A 15180-nucleotide genomic window follows, 5' to 3' on the forward strand; every position below is an offset into this window, starting at 1 on the left:
GTGGGCGGGCGCGGCGTGGGTCAGCCGTCCGTCCGCGTGCCGTCGATCAGCTCCACGAGGCGCTCGTAGAGCCCGTCCTGGCTCGTGCCGCCGTCCAGGCGCTGCCCGGCGACCACGTAGGTCGGCGTGCCGGTGACGCCGATGGCCTTGCCCTCGGCCTGGTCGCTGTCCACGGTCAGGATGTGCCGGCCGTCGACCAGGGCGGTGTCCAGCTCGTCGACGTCCATCCCGAGTTCCCCGGCCACCTCCAGCAGCAGCGCCTCCCCGCGCTCCGCCAGCTCCGGGACGCGCTCCAGCACGGCCCGCACGAACGGCCAGCCCTGTCCCTGGGCGATGGCCTCCTCGGCGGCCTGGGCGGCGGCGAACGCGTGGCGGTGCTTCTTCAGCGGGAAGTGCCGCAGCTCCACGGTGAGCGCGTCGCCGTAGCGCTCGTGCAGCCGGTCCAGGTCGGCCAGGGCGCGGTGGCAGTCCGGGCACTGCAGCTCGCACCAGAACTCGACGCGGGGGAGGGGGGTGGTGGGGGAGGCGGCGACCGTGCCGCCGGTGGGTGCTTCAGTCACGTGGCCAGTCTGGCAGGTCCGCCCCGCCGTCCCCCGCCCCGCCGTCCCGCCGTCCCCCCGGGGATGCGGCGGGCGGCGGCGGGAGGGCGGAGGCGACCCCGACGGAACCCGGGGGTTCCCGGGGGTGGCTCCCTGGGTCTCCCCCGAAGTCGCGGTGGCGGGGTGTCGCCGCGGCGGATCGGGGCGAGGATGGGGGCAGGGTGCGGGGGCGCTCGGAAAGGGGCAGAGCATGCTTGCGGAAGCCGTGTGCGTGGCGCTGACCGCGGCCGGGCTGGCGATCGCCGTCCTCACCGCGGTGCGGCGCAGATGGGTGCGGGCGGCGCGGATCGCCGCCGTCTCGCTGCTGCCGGTGGGGCTGTACCTGACCGGGCTGCTGACGCTGGCCGGCCGGATCGGTTCGGCGGTGGGCGACTGGGCGGCCGGGCTGGTGGTGGATCCGGCGGTGTGGACGGGAGCCGGTGTCCTGGCGGTCGCCGTGCTGCTGTGGGTGGCGGGCTCGCTCGGCGCCCGGCGGAGCCGGCGGCGCGCCGGAGCGGCTCCGGCGGGCGGCGCGGGACGGGCGGTCCCCTCCGCCGCGTCCGACTCGGCGCGTGCGGGGCTCGGTCCCGCCGCGCGGCAGGGGCGTGGCGCACCGGCCGACGGCACCGGCGCGGCCGGGGCCGGGGCTGCCGGGCGGGGTGGCGGCAAGTCCGCCGACGACGACCTGTCGGATTTCGCGGAGATCGAGGAGATCCTCCGTCGCCGGGGAATATGACGGCCGCTCGGAAAAATGCGCGGCCAGGGCCGCCGAATTCCTACGCACGATAGGAGTTCCGGCGGGTCGGCGGACGATATTTCCCCGGTCGAAAAATGCTCGCGGGCAGCGTAGCGGGGGCCCGGGAAAATGGCCTTCCGGGATGCTCCGTCGGTGAGTCTAGGGCCTTCGGCGGACACGAAGCGAATCCCGCGTGTACCGCACGGTAGCGGTCGGCCGGGTGGGGCGCGGCGCGACACGCCGCCGGGTGCGCGCCGGCGCCCCCCGCGCGCGTTCGGCGCCGCTGCGGGCGCCCCTCACCACCGCCGGCGCCACCGGCCCGGGCCGCCGTCGCCCGTCGGCCGTGGGCCGGCGTGGGGGCCGGGGGCAGCGCTCCGGGAGCCGGCGCCGAGGCCGGCAGGGGGCGGCCGGTACCGGCCCCGTGGGAGGGCACGACGAACGGCCCGGGTGCCGCCCGACCGTGTGGCTGGTCGAGTGCACCCGGGCCGTCTGCCGCGCGCGCCGTGCCGCCGTGCGGTGGCCGCACCCCCGAGTCGGAGCGGCCCGACGGTTAGCCGACCGGTGCCGTCAGCTCTCCGCCAGGATGTGCGAGAGCTCGCGGTCCAGGTCGAAGTGTCGGTGCTCGGTGCCGGGCGGCACCGCCGCGTCTGTCCGCTTGAGGAAGGACTCCAGGGCCCGGGCGGGGGCTTCGAGCAGCGCCTCGCCCTCCGGGGAGCTCAGGGCGATGCACACCACGCCCTGACCGTGACTACGCGACGGCCATACCCGGACGTCGCCCGTGCCGGTGGGGCGGTGCAGCCCCTCGGCGAGGAGGTCGCGGGCGAAGACCCATTCGACGGTCTCGTCCGCGCCGGTGTGGAACGTTGCGTGCACCGCATACGGGTCGGCCGTGTTGTAGCGAAGGCTCGCGGGAACCGGCAGCGAGGATTCGCTCGACACGACGAGGCGCAGGTGCAGCTCGCAGCTGACCGTGGTGTTCATAAGCGCCATGGCCTTTCGCTCAGTGTGCGCTCGGGGATTCGCACGTCGGCGAACGCAAACATCCCACCTGAGGGCCTGATTCAAACCCCCGGCACGAGAATAGGAGAGAACAGATACCCCGTCCGGAGGATGCGGAATGGTCCGTCCGTCGGAGGCGGGTGTCGAGGCCGACTTGTACCGTGGGGGCCATGGCAGTCAAGCAGGCGGATGAAGGGATCGTGAGGGTGACCGATCCCGAACGGTCCGTACCCGAGCAGGCGGGACGGACGGGGGAGGGGGCAGCGGTGTCCGAGACGGTCTCCGGCGCTCGGAGCGACGCCCGGGCGGAGTCGGCGGGCCCGCAGGCGCCGGCCGGTCCGACCGCGGCGCCGGCCGGGTCGGTGGCGAAGCGGCCGGACGACCCGCAGGACGGCGGGCTGCCGGCGGGGGGCGAGGAGCGCCGGCTGGGGTCCCGGGCACCGGGGTTCATCAAGCGCTCCCGGCCGCTGCACATGACGTGGCAGTTCGGCGTGCTGCTGGTGGGCATCGCGGTGGTCGCCGCGGGCATCGCGATGCTGGCGCTGCCCGGCCCGGGCTGGGTCGCGATCTTCGCCGGCTTCGCGGTGCTCGCCACCGAGTTCATCTGGGCGCAGCGCGCGCTGATCTGGGCGCGCCGGCAGGCCGCCAGGGCGGCGGAGAAGGCGCTGGACCCGAAGGCGCGGCGGCGCAACATCATCCTGGCGGTGGTGGCCCTGGTGCTGCTCGCGGCGGCGGTGGGCGCCTACCTGTGGCGGTACGGCCTCACTCTGGCGCCCTGGATCCCGTTCGTCTGACCAGCGACGGTCGCCCTCCGTGCCCGGTCGTCACCACGGCGGCCGGGCACCGGCGTTGTACGAGCAGTCCGTTCGGTGCGGTAGTGTTCTTCTTGCGCCCGGGCGATTAGCTCAGCGGGAGAGCGCTTCGTTCACACCGAAGAGGTCACTGGTTCGATCCCAGTATCGCCCACCATGCCCCTGTCCGAGGGTGGTCCGCACCGGGTTCCGGTGCCGGGTCGCGAGCCTGGTAGGGTGCGTGATCGTTCCCGGTCGGCGCGAGCCGGTCGGGGCGAACCCGGAGCACGGCGGGCCAGTGGGCAGCCAAGGGCAACCGTGCGAAGGGCGATTAGCTCAGCGGGAGAGCGCTTCGTTCACACCGAAGAGGTCACTGGTTCGATCCCAGTATCGCCCACTCCGCTCCGCCGGCTCCCCGGGCCGGTGCGCGCGGAGGTCGCCGCGGGACCGGCGCGAGTCGGTCGGGTGCGGCGCGACCCCCGGAGTACGGCCGGTCGGTCGCCGAGGGAAACATCCGTACGAGGGGCGATTAGCTCAGCGGGAGAGCGCTTCGTTCACACCGAAGAGGTCACTGGTTCGATCCCAGTATCGCCCACGCGACACGAGGGGCCACGCGCGTCCGCTTCCAGGAGGAGGCGGCAGGCGCGTGGCCCACTTGTCGTTCCCGGCGGCAGGGGGCGTTCCCGGCCGGTACGGGCCGGTCGCGGTGGCGGCCGGCGGGGCGGCTCGGGGGGCGCTGGCGCGCCGCCGGCGGGGAACCCGCGCGACCGTGCCCGGCCGGCTCGGTAGCATCGACCCGACATAGCAAGCATTCCCACGTTCCCCGAGGCCACGCGGTCCCGGAGGCCACGCGGTCCGCGGCCGGTGGCCGGCTCCGCGGCGGCGGGCGGTCCGCGGCCCGGCCGGCCTGGCCGGATCCTCGTGGGAACCACCACGTCAGGAGAGTTTCGGTGTCCAACGTCCGTGTGATCGTCAGTCGCGAATCGTTGCGGGACGAGCGGATGGTCGCGACGGGCACGACGGCCGCCGACCTCTTCAGCGACGACCGGGCGGTCGTCGCCGCCCGGGTGAACGGCCAGCTGCGCGACCTGAGCCACACCCTGGCCGAGGGCGACGAGGTGGAGCCGGTCGCCATCGACTCCGAGGACGGCCTCGCCATCCTGCGGCACTCCACCGCGCACGTGCTGGCGCAGGCGGTGCAGGAGATCTTCCCGGAGGCCAAGCTCGGCATCGGCCCGCCGATCAGGGACGGCTTCTACTACGACTTCGACGTGGCGCAGCCGTTCCACCCCGACGACCTCAAGCGCATCGAGAAGAAGATGCAGGAGATCGTCAAGCGGGGGCAGCGGTTCTCCCGCCGCGCGGTGAGCGACGAGGCCGCCCGCGAGGAGCTGGCCGACGAGCCGTACAAGCTGGAGCTGATCGGCCTGAAGGGGTCGGCGGCCGAGGCGGCCGAGGGGGCCTCCGCCGAGGTCGGCGCCGGCGAGCTGACCATCTACGACAACCTGGACGCCAAGACCGGCGAGCTGTGCTGGAAGGACCTGTGCCGGGGGCCGCACCTGCCCAACACCCGGCTGATCCCGGCGTTCAAGCTGATGCGCTCGGCCGCCGCCTACTGGCGCGGCAGCGAGAAGAACCCGCAGCTGCAGCGGGTCTACGGCACCGCCTGGCCGAGCCGGGACGAGCTGAAGGCGTACCTGGAGCGGCTCGCCGAGGCGGAGAAGCGCGACCACCGCAAGCTCGGCGCGGAGCTGGACCTGTTCTCCTTCCCGGAGGAGATCGGCTCCGGCCTGCCGGTCTTCCACCCCAAGGGCGGCACCATCCGCAGGGTGCTGGAGGACTACTCGCGCCGGCGGCACGAGGAGGAGGGGTACTCCTTCGTCAACACGCCGCACATCACCAAGGAGAGCCTGTACCAGACCTCCGGGCACCTGGACTGGTACGCGGACGGCATGTACCCGCCCATGGAGCTGGACGAGGGCGAGGGGCACAAGTACTACCTCAAGCCCATGAACTGCCCGATGCACAACCTGATCTTCCGCTCGCGCGGGCGGTCGTACCGCGAGCTGCCGCTGCGGCTGTTCGAGTTCGGCACCGTCTACCGCTACGAGAAGTCCGGCGTGGTGCACGGCCTGACCAGGGTCCGCGGGCTGACCCAGGACGACGCGCACATCTACTGCACCAAGGAGCAGATGGCGGACGAGCTCGACTCGCTGCTGACCTTCGTGCTGAACCTGCTGCGCGACTACGGCCTGGAGGACTTCTACCTGGAGCTGTCCACCAAGGACCCGGAGAAGTACATAGGGTCGGACGAGGTCTGGGCGGAGGCCACCGAGACGCTGCGGCAGGCCGCCCAGAAGCAGAACCTGGAGCTGGTGCTGGACCCGGGCGGCGCCGCCTTCTACGGCCCGAAGATCTCCGTGCAGGCGCGGGACGCGATCGGCCGGTCCTGGCAGATGTCCACGATCCAGGTCGACTTCAACCTGCCGGAGCGGTTCGACCTGGAGTACCAGGGCCCGGACGGCTCGCGGCAGCGGCCGGTGATGATCCACCGGGCGCTGTTCGGCTCGATCGAGCGGTTCTTCGGGGTGCTCACCGAGCACTACGCCGGCGCCTTCCCGGCCTGGCTGGCGCCGGTGCAGGTGATCGGCATCCCGATCACCGACGAGCACGTGCCGTACCTGCGCGAGGTGGAGGCCAGGCTGCGGGCCAAGGGCATCCGGGTGGAGATCGACGCCTCGGACGACCGCATGCAGAAGAAGATCCGCAACGCCCAGAAGCAGAAGGTTCCGTACATGCTGCTGGCGGGCGACGAGGACGTCTCCAAGGGCGCCGTCTCCTTCCGCTACCGGGACGGCTCGCAGAAGAACGGCGTGCCGGTGGACGAGGCCGTCGCCGAGATCGTCTCGGCCGTGGAGCAGCGCCTGCAGGTCTGATCGCTCCGCCGCCGGCCCCGCTCCTCCGGGCGGGGCCGGCGGCCGGCGCGGCGCCCGCCGGCGGGCGCGCGGGGGTCCGCTCGTGGGGAAGGACAGGGGTGGCGTGCGCCACCCCGTGGGTATGGATAGGCTTCGGCTCTACATGCACGCTGGGCACGCGTTGGGGATGGGAAGCATGGAGATACGGACGAGGCCGGTGGTGCCGGCCGTGACCACCGGCGGCTCGACGGGCCGGCGTGTGGACGCCTACCTCTCGGTGCTCACGGGCCCTCCGCAGGCGGAGCCGGCGACCGCGGAATCGGTCGCCCTGATACAGCAGCTGACGCGCCGTGAGGACGGCCGTCCGGGGCCGCGCCGGGCCTCCAAGCTGGTGCTGCTGGCGCCGCTGAAGCGGATCCGCCGGGCACTGTTCGGCGGCACCTCCTGACCCGGAGCCCTCGGGCGGCGGACGCCCGCGGGCCGGCCGCGACCCACCGGCCGGGGCGGGCGGGAGGCGACCGGCCCGCCGCGCGCGCGGCCGTCGCGCAGGGGCCGGGCTCGGGGGGCGTCGGTCAGCCGCGGCTGACCAGGGAGCGCAGGAAGAACGTCAGGTTGGCCGGGCGCTCCGCCAGCCGGCGCATGAAGTAGCCGTACCACTCGTCGCCGTAGGGCACGTAGACCCGCACTGTCTCGCCCTCCGCCGCGAGCCGCCGCTGCTCCTCGGGGCGGACGCCGTAGAGCATCTGGAACTCGTGGTCGCCGGGCGCGCGGCCGGCCCGCTCCGCGAGGTGGCGGGCGATCCCGATCAGCCGCGGGTCGTGCGAGGCCACCATGGGGTAGCCGTCGCCCTCCATCAGGACGCGCAGGCAACGGACGTACGCCCGGTCGACCTCCTGGCGGCCCTGGTGCGCCACGGACGCCGGTTCCCGGTAGGCGCCCTTGCACAGCCGCACCCGGGAGCCCGGGCCGGACAGGTCCCGGCAGTCCTGCTCCGTGCGGAACAGGTAGGCCTGGAGCACCGCGCCCACCCAGGGGAAGTCCGCCCGCAGGTCGCGCAGGATCGACAGCGTGGCGTCGGTAGTGGTGTGGTCCTCCATGTCGAGCGTCACCGTGGTTCCCACGGCGGCGGCCTTCTCGCAGATGCGCCGGGCGCCGTCCAGCGCGATCCGCTCGCCGTCCCGGGGCAGTGCCCGCCCCACGGCGCTCAGTTTGACGGACACCTCGGCGCCGGCGGTCAGACCGGCCTCCTCCAGGCGGGTGAGCAGCCGGAGGTAGGCGTCGACGGTGGCGGCGGCCTGGGCGGCGTCCAGGGTGTCCTCGCCGAGGTGGTCCAGCGTCACCACTCGCCCGGAGTCGACGATCTGACGGGTCGCCTGGACGGCCTCCGCCAGGCTGTTCCCCGCCACGAAGCGGCCCACGACGGGCGTGGTGAGCGGGGTGGTCTCGACCAGCCGCCGTGTCGAGGTGGAGCGGGCGGCGGCCAGGAGTGCGGAGCGCAACATGGTCCCTCCTGGGGGAGGACGGCGGGACGGCGGGACGGGGCAGGACGCAGGGACGGCGGGGGCGCCGGCGGGGGAGGGCCGGACGGGGTGGTCCGGTCGGCGCGCCCCGTCCGGTCGGTGGCCCGCACCGGGCCACCGACCCGACCGGTGCGGGCGGTGCGGGGGCGTCAGCCCATGTGCGGGTAGCGGTAGTCGGTCGGCGGGACGAAGGTCTCCTTGATCGACCGCGTGGTGGTCCAGCGCATCAGGTTCTGCGCTGATCCGGCCTTGTCGTTGGTGCCGGAGGCCCGGCTGCCGCCGAACGGCTGCTGGCCGACGACCGCCCCGGTGGGCTTGTCGTTGACGTAGAAGTTGCCGGCGGTGTACCGCAGCACCTCGGTCGCCTCGGCCACCGCCGCGCGGTCCTGGGCGATCACGGCTCCGGTGAGGGCGTACGCGGCGGTGCGGTCCACCAGGTCCAGCGTCTGGCGCCAGGCGTCGTCGGGGTAGACGTACACCGCCAGGATCGGTCCGAAGTACTCGGTGCTGAACACCTCGTTGTCGGGGTCGGTGCTGGTGAGGATGGTGGGGCGGATGAAATAGCCGACCGAGTCGTCGTACCGGCCGCCCGCGACCACCTCGATGCTCGGATCCGTCCAGGCCCGGTCGATCGCCGCCTTGTTCTTGGCGAAGGAGCGTTCGTCGATGACCGCGCCCATGAAGTGGGACAGGTCGGTGACGTCGCCCATGGACAGCGACTCGGTCTCGGCCACAAGTTCGTCCCGGATCCGCGCCCACACCGACTCGGGCACGTAGGCGCGGGAGGCCGCGGAGCACTTCTGCCCCTGGTACTCGAAGGCGCCGCGCACCAGCGCCGTCCTCAGCACCGCGGGGTCGGCCGAGGGGTGCGCGACGACGAAGTCCTTGCCGCCGGTCTCGCCGACCAGCCGCGGATAGCCGCGGTAGCGGGCGATGTTCTCCCCGACGGTGCGCCACAGGTGCTGGAAGGTGGCGGTGGAGCCGGTGAAGTGCACGCCGGCGAGGTCCGGGTGGACCAGCGCCACCTCGGACAGCTCACGGCCGTCCCCGGTGACCATGTTGATCACACCGGGCGGCAGCCCCGCCTCCTCCAGCAGCCGCATCAGGTGCCAGGCGGCGAAGGTCTGCGTCGGCGACGGCTTCCAGACCACGACGTTGCCCATCAGCGCGGGCGCGGTCGGCAGGTTGCCGGCGATCGCCGAGAAGTTGAACGGCGTGATGGCGTAGACGAACCCCTCCAGCGGCCGGTGGTCGGTGCGGTTCCACACCCCGGGGGAGGAGATCGGCTGCTCGGCGAGGATCTGCCGGGCGTAGTGCACGTTGAAGCGCCAGAAGTCGATCAGCTCGCAGGGCGCGTCGATCTCGGCCTGCTGCGCGGTCTTGGACTGGCCGAGCATGGTGGCGGCGGCCACCGTCTCGCGCCAGGGGCCGGCGAGCAGGTCGGCGGCCTTCAGGAAGATCGCCGCCCGGTCGTCGAAGGAGAGCGCGCGCCAGGCCGGGGCGGCGGCCAGGGCCGCCTCGACGGCGTCGGCGGCGTCCTGGCGGGTGGCGTTGCCCAGGGTGCCGAGCTTGGCGCCGTGGTTGTGCGGCTGCACGACGTCGATCCGTTCACCGCCGCCCATGCGCTGCCGGCCGGCGATGGTCATCGTCAGCTCGATCGGCTCCGCGGCCAGCCGGGCCAGCTCGGCCTGCAACCGGGCGCGCTCCGGGCTGCCGGGGGCGTAGCCGCGCACCGGCTCGTTGACCGGTGGGGGGACCTGGGTCACGGCGTCCATCGGCCGTCCTCCTCGCTGCTCATGGCTGTTCGCGTGCGTGGTCGGGCCGTGACGCGGCCCCGTGCCCGCGTGGTGGCGCTCACACTAGGTCCAGCCTGCCCGCTCAAAGGTGGTCCGAATGGCTACATTCCTGGTCAGGGATTGTCCGATCGGACGAAGAATCGCACAGTGGGATGTATGCAGCCGCTCCCGCCTCCGGAGTCCCCGTCCGGCCACGGCGCCCCCGGCGGGCCGCCCGCCCCGGGAGCCGTCGAGCCGGGCCAGCGGCGGGGCGCGGGGGAGGAGCGGGGACGGGCCGAGGCGCGTCCGGTCGTCGACCTGCACCGCCTGCTGTCCACGCTGGACGAGCAGCTGCTCTCCGTGGTCACCGCCCCGCGCGGGCTGGACGTCGCGGTGCGCGACGTGGTGATCCTGGACCCGGACGACGACCCGGAGCCCCGCCCCGGCGACCTGGCGCTGGTGGTCGGCGCGCGGGGGCGGGCCGCCGCCCGCCTGGTCCGGATCGCCGGCCGGGCCGGGGCCGCGGCCGTCGCGGTGAAGCCCCCGGGCGGCGGCCGGCCGCCCGGCGGCGCGGGGCGGGGCGGCTGGGAGGAGGGGGAGCGGGCGGCGCTGCGGCGCGCCGCCGAGGAGGCCGGGGTGGCCCTGCTGGCCGTGCCGCCCGCCGCCCGCTGGGAGCGGCTGGAGGAACTGGCCCGCTCCGTGCTGCTGGACGCCCTGCTCGCCGACAGCGACCTGGAACCCGCCCGGGACGGCCTGACCGGGGACCTGGTGGGACCCGGCACCGCCGGCCACCCGGAGCCCGACGACCTGTTCGCCCTCGCCCAGACGGTCGCCGGCCTCACCGGCGGGCTGGTCAGCATCGAGGACACCTCCAGCCACGTCCTCGCCTACTCCCGCTCGGCCGGCGAGACGGACGCCGTGGACGAGCTGCGGCGGCTGTCCATCCTGGGCCGCCAGGGCCCGGAGCGGTACCTCGCCATGCTGCGCGCCTGGGGCGTCTACCGCAGGCTCCGGGAGGGCGAGGAGGTGGTGCGGGTCGAGGCCCACCGGGAGCTCGGCATCCGGGCCCGGCTCGCCGTCGGCGTGCACGCCGGCGGGCGGCAGCTCGGCACCATCTGGGTGCAGGAGGGGACCCGGCCGCTGTCGCCCACCAGCGACCGCGTGCTGCTGGGCGCCGCCCGGGTGGTCGCCCTGCACCTGGTGCGCCGGCGCAGCGGGCTGGCGCTGTCCGCCCGCTGGAACGAGGACCTGCTCGCCGGCGTCCTGGAGGGCCGGCTGCCGGCCGCCGAGGTGCTGGCCCGGATCGGCGTGGCACCGGGCGGCCCCGGGTGCGTGGTCGCGTTCACCCTGCCCGGCGCACCGCAGCCGGCGCGGGACCCGGACCGGGCGGCCGAACCCATGCTCGGCCGCACCGAGATCGAGTGGGAGCGGGCCGAGACGCTGCGGGTCATCGCGCTGCACGCCGCGGCCTACCGGCGCCGCGCGCTGGTCACCGTGCTCGGGGTGCGGCTGTACGTGCTGCTGCCCGACCTGCCCCGGCACGGCGGTCAGGCGGCCGCGGTCGGCTGGACCAGGGAGGTGGTCGCCGAGGCCCGGCGACACGGCCCGGTGGTGCGCGCGGCCGTGGGCGCGGTGATCGTCGAGCCGGACGGCATCCGGGCCTCCCGGGCCGAGGCCGACCGGGTGCTCGACGCGCTGGCCGCCGACGGCGGGGCCGGTGGCCCGGCCCCGGGAGGCGGGGCCGGGCCGGAGGTGGCCGTGCTGGACGACGTCCGGACCCGGGTGCTGATGCGCGAGCTGCTCGGGCTGCTCGCCGAGCGGCCCGGGTTGCGCGACCCGGGGACGGCCGCGCTGCTGCGCCGGGACGCCGAACGCTCGGGGGTGCTGGTGGAGTCGCTGGCGGCCTACCTGGACCACCACGGGGACGTGCGCCCGGCCGCCGAGGCGCTGCACGTGCACCCCAACACGCTGCGCTACCGGGTGCGGCGGGCCGCCGAGACCGCCGGGCTCGACCTGGACGACCCCGACCAGCGGCTGCTGGTCCACCTCCAGCTCAGGCTGGCCCGCTCGGGCCTGGCGGACGGGCCGGCCTGACCGGCGGACCGGCTGGGCGGGCGGCTGGGCGGGCCGGCCCCTCGGGGGACTGCGGGCAGCCCCCCGGGGGACCGGGCCGGCCCTCGGCGGGAGACGGGTCAGTCCCGGGGGAAGTAGGTGTCCACCAGCTCGTTGCGGAACACCCCGGCCGGGTCGTAGCGGCGGGTGAGCGCGGTGAAGTCGTCCGCGCGCGGGTACGCCTCCCGGACCACCTCGGGCGCCGTGTGGAACAGCTTGCCCCAGTGCGGACGGGGCCCGAACGGCGCCAGCCGCTCCTCCAGGGCCGTGATCACCGGCGCGACCGCGGCCGGGTCCTTGACCCAGGTGAAGTGGAAGGCGACGCTGTCGCGGCGGTAGCTGGGGCTGAGCCACAGCTCCTCCCCGGCGACGGTGCGCATCTCGCACACCTGGAGCACGGCGGCCACCTGGTCGCGGATCTGGTCGATCGCGGCGAAGGCCTCGACGGCGTGCTCGAGCGGGAGCAGGTACTCCGACTGCAGCTCCTCGCCGTTGCTGGGGGTGAACTCCATCCGGAAGTGGGGCAGCCGCTCGTGCCACGGGCCGGCCAGGCCGAGCTGCACGGTGCAGTTCTCGGCGGGCATCCCGGGCAGCGGGTGCCGCTGCGCCCGCGCCAGGGTGGCGCCGTGCCAGCGCTCGGGCGCCGGCGCGTCGCCGTCGTGGGCGTCCACCCGCTGCTTCAGCCACACCTGGTTGATGGCGGGGGAGCGCCAGTCGGTGAACAGGCTCACGCTGTAGGCGCTGGAGGCGATCTCGGCGAAGTGGGCGTCGAGCGCCTCGCGCGGGAGGTCCTCGTAGACGTGCTGCCGCACCTGGTAGGTGGGCTCCACCTCCAGGGTGATCCGGGTGACGATGCCGAGGGAGCCGAGGGCGACCACCGCTCCGTCGAAGACGTCCCCGTCCATCTTGCGGCTGAGGGTGACCAGCTCGCCGTCGCCGGTCACCATCTCCACCGCGCGGACGGCGCTGGCCAGGCTGCCGTTGCGGACGCCGGAGCCGTGGGTGCCGGTCTGGCAGGCGCCGGCGACGGAGATGTGCGGCAGGGAGCCGAGGTTGTGCAGGGCGTAGCCCTCGGCGTGCAGCCGGGTGGCCAGCTCGCCGTAGCGGACGCCGCCGCCGACCGTGACGGTGGAGTTCTCGGTGTCGAGCCGCACCTCGGCGGGCAGGTCGGCGACCGAGACCAGGTCGCCGGAGGTGTCGGCGATCCGGTTGAAGGAGTGACCGGTGCCGAGGGCCCGCACCCGCTCGCTGCCGGCGACCACGCGCCGCAGCTCGTCCAGCGAGGTGGGGCGGTGGAAGCGCTGTGCGCGGAAGGTGACGTTGCCCGCCCAGTTGGTCGGTGCTGTGCTCATGTGGTCCCCTGTGGCCTGGCGTTTGCGCTGCCACGGTAGTCGACGGGGGGAACCGGCGGGGCGGGCGGGGACAACCGGGCCGATCGTGGCCAACCCGGCGGAGGGGCGGGGGGACGGCGGGGGCGGCGGGGATACGGGGGGAGGGCGCCAGCGCCTCCAGGGGGCCCGCCTGGGTACCCCCGATTCCAGGATCGCATGTGGGGGCGTGGGGGCGGCAGTCCCACGTGCGGGTTGTGGACAACTCCGGCGGGGTGGAGGAGGGGGAGGGGATGCGGGGAGGGGATGCGGGGCGGAGGGGGATGAGGAGCGGAGGAGACGGCGGGTGGAGGGGCCCGGCCCCCGGGCGGCGGGTGGCGTTCCGGGGGCCGGGGGTTCCTGCCGGACGGTCGGTTGGGAAGACGATCACGTCCCGCAGGGGTCGGGGACGCCCGCGCTACGGCCGCCGGGGCGGCCCGGACGGACGGCGGTGCGAGGCGGTCGGGGTGCCCGAGGTGGTCGGCTAGCGGACGACCAGCAGGCCGGAGGCGCCCGCCTTCGCCCGGCGGTAGCGGTCCTGCACGTCGTGCCAGTTGGCGATCCGCCAGCTGGCCTCCACGAAGTCCGCCTTGACGTTGCGGTACTGCAGGTAGAAGGCGTGCTCCCAGGTGTCGATGACGAACAGCGGGATGCCCGCCTGTCCCACGTTGCCCTGGTGGTCGTAGACCTGGTGGACCAGCATCCGGTCACCCAGCGGGTCGTAGCTGAGCACGCCCCACCCGGAGCCCTGGGTGCCGACGGCCGCCTTGGACAGCTGCGCCTTGAACCGCGCGAAGCTGCCGAAGTTCTCCCGGATGGCCTCGGCGAGCTCCCCGGTGCCGTCCGCCTCGCTGGGCTCGCCGCCGCCCTCGCGGTTCATGTTGCCCCAGTAGATGGAGTGCAGGATGTGACCGGAGAGGTGGAAGGCGAGGTTCTTCTCCAGCTGGTTGATGCTGCCCCAGCTGTCCTTCTCGCGGGCCTCGGCGAGCTGCTCCAGCGTGTCGTTGGCGCCCTTGACGTAGGTCGCGTGGTGCTTGTCGTGATGCAGCTCGATGATCTCCCCGCTGATCGCGGGTTCGAGGGCCGAGTAGTCGTACGGCAGTTCCGGAAGCGTGTAGACGGCCATGCCTGCCCCTTCGCGCGAAGTGCTCCTTATTGCATAGAGCTTGCAACAGCGGAGTATATGCTTCTGAGCCAGGCGTTGATCAAGGTGTGGGGTCGGTCGGGTGGCGGTGCCGGCCGTTGCCGGCACGGAGTCAGCCGACCTGGTAGCGGTCGGCGTCGGGGCGCAGCTCCATTCCGTGTCCGGGCGCGCCGTCGGCGCCCGGTCGCACCGCGCCGCCGGAGGGATCGAGGGTCCCCAGCAGCAGCGTCCGCTCCACCCGGTCGTGGCCATCCGACCACTCCACGTGCTCCAGGTTGGGCACGGCCGCCGCCAGGTGGGCGTGCAGGTTGGGCGCCGCGTGGCCGGAGACCGCCAGCCCGTGCGCCTGCGCCACCGCCGCCGCGCGCAGCCAGACGGTGGGGCCGCCGCAGCGCGTCGCGTCGACCGGGAGGCAGTCGACCGCCTCGCCCGCGCAGAGCCGCGCCAGGTGGGGCAGGTCCCAGCCGTGCCCGCCGGCGGCGGTGTCCGGCGTCGTCGCCTCGCGCACCGCGCGCAGTCCGGCGAGGTCGTCCGGGTCGACCGGCTCCTCGAACCAGGTCACCCCCGCGTCCGCCAGCCGGCGGCCCATCCGCACCGCCTGCCCCCTCCGGTAGGCGCCCCGGGCGTCCACCAGGAGCTCGCCGTCCCGGCCGGCGGCCACCCGCGCCACCTCCACCCGTTCCAGGTCCCGGCGCTCCCGGGTGCCGTCCGCTTCGCCGATCCGGATCTTCACCCGGGGCACGCCGCGCTCCACCGTCCAGCCGCGCACCAGCTCCCGCAGCCGGTCGTCCGACCAGCCGGGCGGGCCGCCGCTGGCGTACACCGGGACCTCGGGCCGTGCCGCGCCGAGCAGACCGACCAGCGGCAGGCCGAGCAGCTGCGCCTTCAGGTCCCACAGCGCGACGTCCACCGCCGACAGCGCCCGCGCGCCCAGGCCCACCCCTCCGGCGTCCCGCAGCCGGTGCCGCATCCGCTGGTGCAGCGCCGGGATGTCCAGCACGCCGCGCTCCACGACCTCGCCGGCGAGCAGGTCCTCCACGACCGCCCGGGCGGCCGCGGGGGCGTGGGACCAGCCGGTGCCGACCGCGTCGTCGGCCCGGACCAGCACCACCACCAGCTCCCCGCCCGCCCGGTCCGGCACGCCCCCGGCCTCCGGGGCCTCGGTGGGCACGGCGTAGGCGCGGGCCTCGACGCGCTCCACCGGGACGTCGACGGCCTCCGGCTCCGGTCCCACGGCGGGCCG

12 protein-coding genes and 3 tRNA genes are annotated in these 15180 nt (G+C 74.6%); 8 read left to right on the forward strand and 7 right to left on the reverse strand.

Features of this window, described 5'->3' with window-relative positions; translation table 11 throughout:
* Nucleotides 1-20 precede the first annotated feature (20 nt).
* Nucleotides 21-560 (reverse strand): DsbA family protein, encoded by a 540-nt coding sequence (locus FHU37_RS27780; protein ID WP_312892425.1) that lies wholly within the window; start codon nt 558-560, stop codon nt 21-23.
* Nucleotides 561-789: 229 nt separating this feature from the next.
* Here FHU37_RS27780 and FHU37_RS05200 point away from each other — a divergent pair, with 229 nt between their 5' ends.
* Nucleotides 790-1314: a hypothetical protein gene (locus tag FHU37_RS05200; protein WP_179813046.1), complete on the forward strand. Its 525-nt coding sequence runs from the start codon at nt 790-792 to the stop codon at nt 1312-1314.
* Between the two features lie 567 nt (nt 1315-1881).
* Here the strand turns inward: FHU37_RS05200 and FHU37_RS05205 are convergent.
* Nucleotides 1882-2295, reverse strand: coding sequence for an SsgA family sporulation/cell division regulator (locus FHU37_RS05205; RefSeq protein WP_179816028.1), 414 nt, complete (start codon nt 2293-2295; stop codon nt 1882-1884).
* A 284-nt stretch (nt 2296-2579) separates the two neighbouring features.
* Between FHU37_RS05205 and FHU37_RS27785 the strand changes: the two genes are divergently transcribed.
* From FHU37_RS27785 to FHU37_RS05235, 6 genes are all read left to right on the forward strand, one after another.
* Entirely contained in the window at nt 2580-3107 is a 528-nt protein-coding gene (locus FHU37_RS27785; RefSeq protein WP_376773896.1) for a TIGR02611 family protein, read from the forward strand.
* A gap of 100 nt (nt 3108-3207) precedes the next feature.
* Nucleotides 3208-3282: transfer RNA gene (locus FHU37_RS05215), tRNA-Val, on the forward strand.
* Nucleotides 3283-3429: 147 nt separating this feature from the next.
* Nucleotides 3430-3501 (forward strand) — tRNA-Val (locus FHU37_RS05220).
* 126 nt (nt 3502-3627) lie between these two features.
* Nucleotides 3628-3699: transfer RNA gene (locus FHU37_RS05225), tRNA-Val, on the forward strand.
* Nucleotides 3700-4054: 355 nt separating this feature from the next.
* Nucleotides 4055-6040, forward strand: coding sequence for a threonine--tRNA ligase (gene thrS / locus FHU37_RS05230; protein WP_179813048.1), 1986 nt, complete (start codon nt 4055-4057; stop codon nt 6038-6040).
* Between the two features lie 175 nt (nt 6041-6215).
* On the forward strand, nt 6216-6467 hold the full coding sequence (locus FHU37_RS05235) for a hypothetical protein (RefSeq protein ID WP_218903946.1): 252 nt from the start codon (nt 6216-6218) through the stop codon (nt 6465-6467).
* A gap of 124 nt (nt 6468-6591) precedes the next feature.
* Here the strand turns inward: FHU37_RS05235 and FHU37_RS05240 are convergent, their stop codons facing one another.
* Together FHU37_RS05240 and pruA are read right to left on the reverse strand one after the other, a co-directional pair.
* Nucleotides 6592-7521 (reverse strand): proline dehydrogenase family protein, encoded by a 930-nt coding sequence (locus FHU37_RS05240; protein WP_179813049.1) that lies wholly within the window; start codon nt 7519-7521, stop codon nt 6592-6594.
* A gap of 167 nt (nt 7522-7688) precedes the next feature.
* On the reverse strand, nt 7689-9314 hold the full coding sequence (pruA, locus tag FHU37_RS05245) for an L-glutamate gamma-semialdehyde dehydrogenase (RefSeq protein WP_179813050.1): 1626 nt from the start codon (nt 9312-9314) through the stop codon (nt 7689-7691).
* Nucleotides 9315-9491: 177 nt separating this feature from the next.
* On the opposite strand from pruA, the gene FHU37_RS05250 reads away from it, so the two are divergent.
* Nucleotides 9492-11408, forward strand: coding sequence for a PucR family transcriptional regulator (locus FHU37_RS05250; protein ID WP_179813051.1), 1917 nt, complete (start codon nt 9492-9494; stop codon nt 11406-11408).
* A gap of 98 nt (nt 11409-11506) precedes the next feature.
* Here the strand turns inward: FHU37_RS05250 and FHU37_RS05255 are convergent, their stop codons facing one another.
* The 3 genes from FHU37_RS05255 to FHU37_RS05265 all read right to left on the reverse strand — a co-directional run bounded on the left by FHU37_RS05255 (nt 11507) and on the right by FHU37_RS05265 (nt 15171).
* Entirely contained in the window at nt 11507-12778 is a 1272-nt protein-coding gene (locus FHU37_RS05255; RefSeq protein WP_179813052.1) for an FAD-binding protein, read from the reverse strand.
* A gap of 499 nt (nt 12779-13277) precedes the next feature.
* A complete protein-coding gene (locus FHU37_RS05260; protein WP_179813053.1) occupies nt 13278-13919 on the reverse strand; it encodes a superoxide dismutase in 642 nt (213 codons plus the stop codon).
* A gap of 130 nt (nt 13920-14049) precedes the next feature.
* Nucleotides 14050-15171: an enolase C-terminal domain-like protein gene (locus FHU37_RS05265; RefSeq protein WP_312892426.1), complete on the reverse strand. Its 1122-nt coding sequence runs from the start codon at nt 15169-15171 to the stop codon at nt 14050-14052.
* Nucleotides 15172-15180 lie beyond the last annotated feature (9 nt).

This window comes from Allostreptomyces psammosilenae, from assembly GCF_013407765.1.
In the GTDB taxonomy this organism is placed as follows: Bacteria; Actinomycetota; Actinomycetes; order Streptomycetales; family Streptomycetaceae; genus Allostreptomyces; species Allostreptomyces psammosilenae.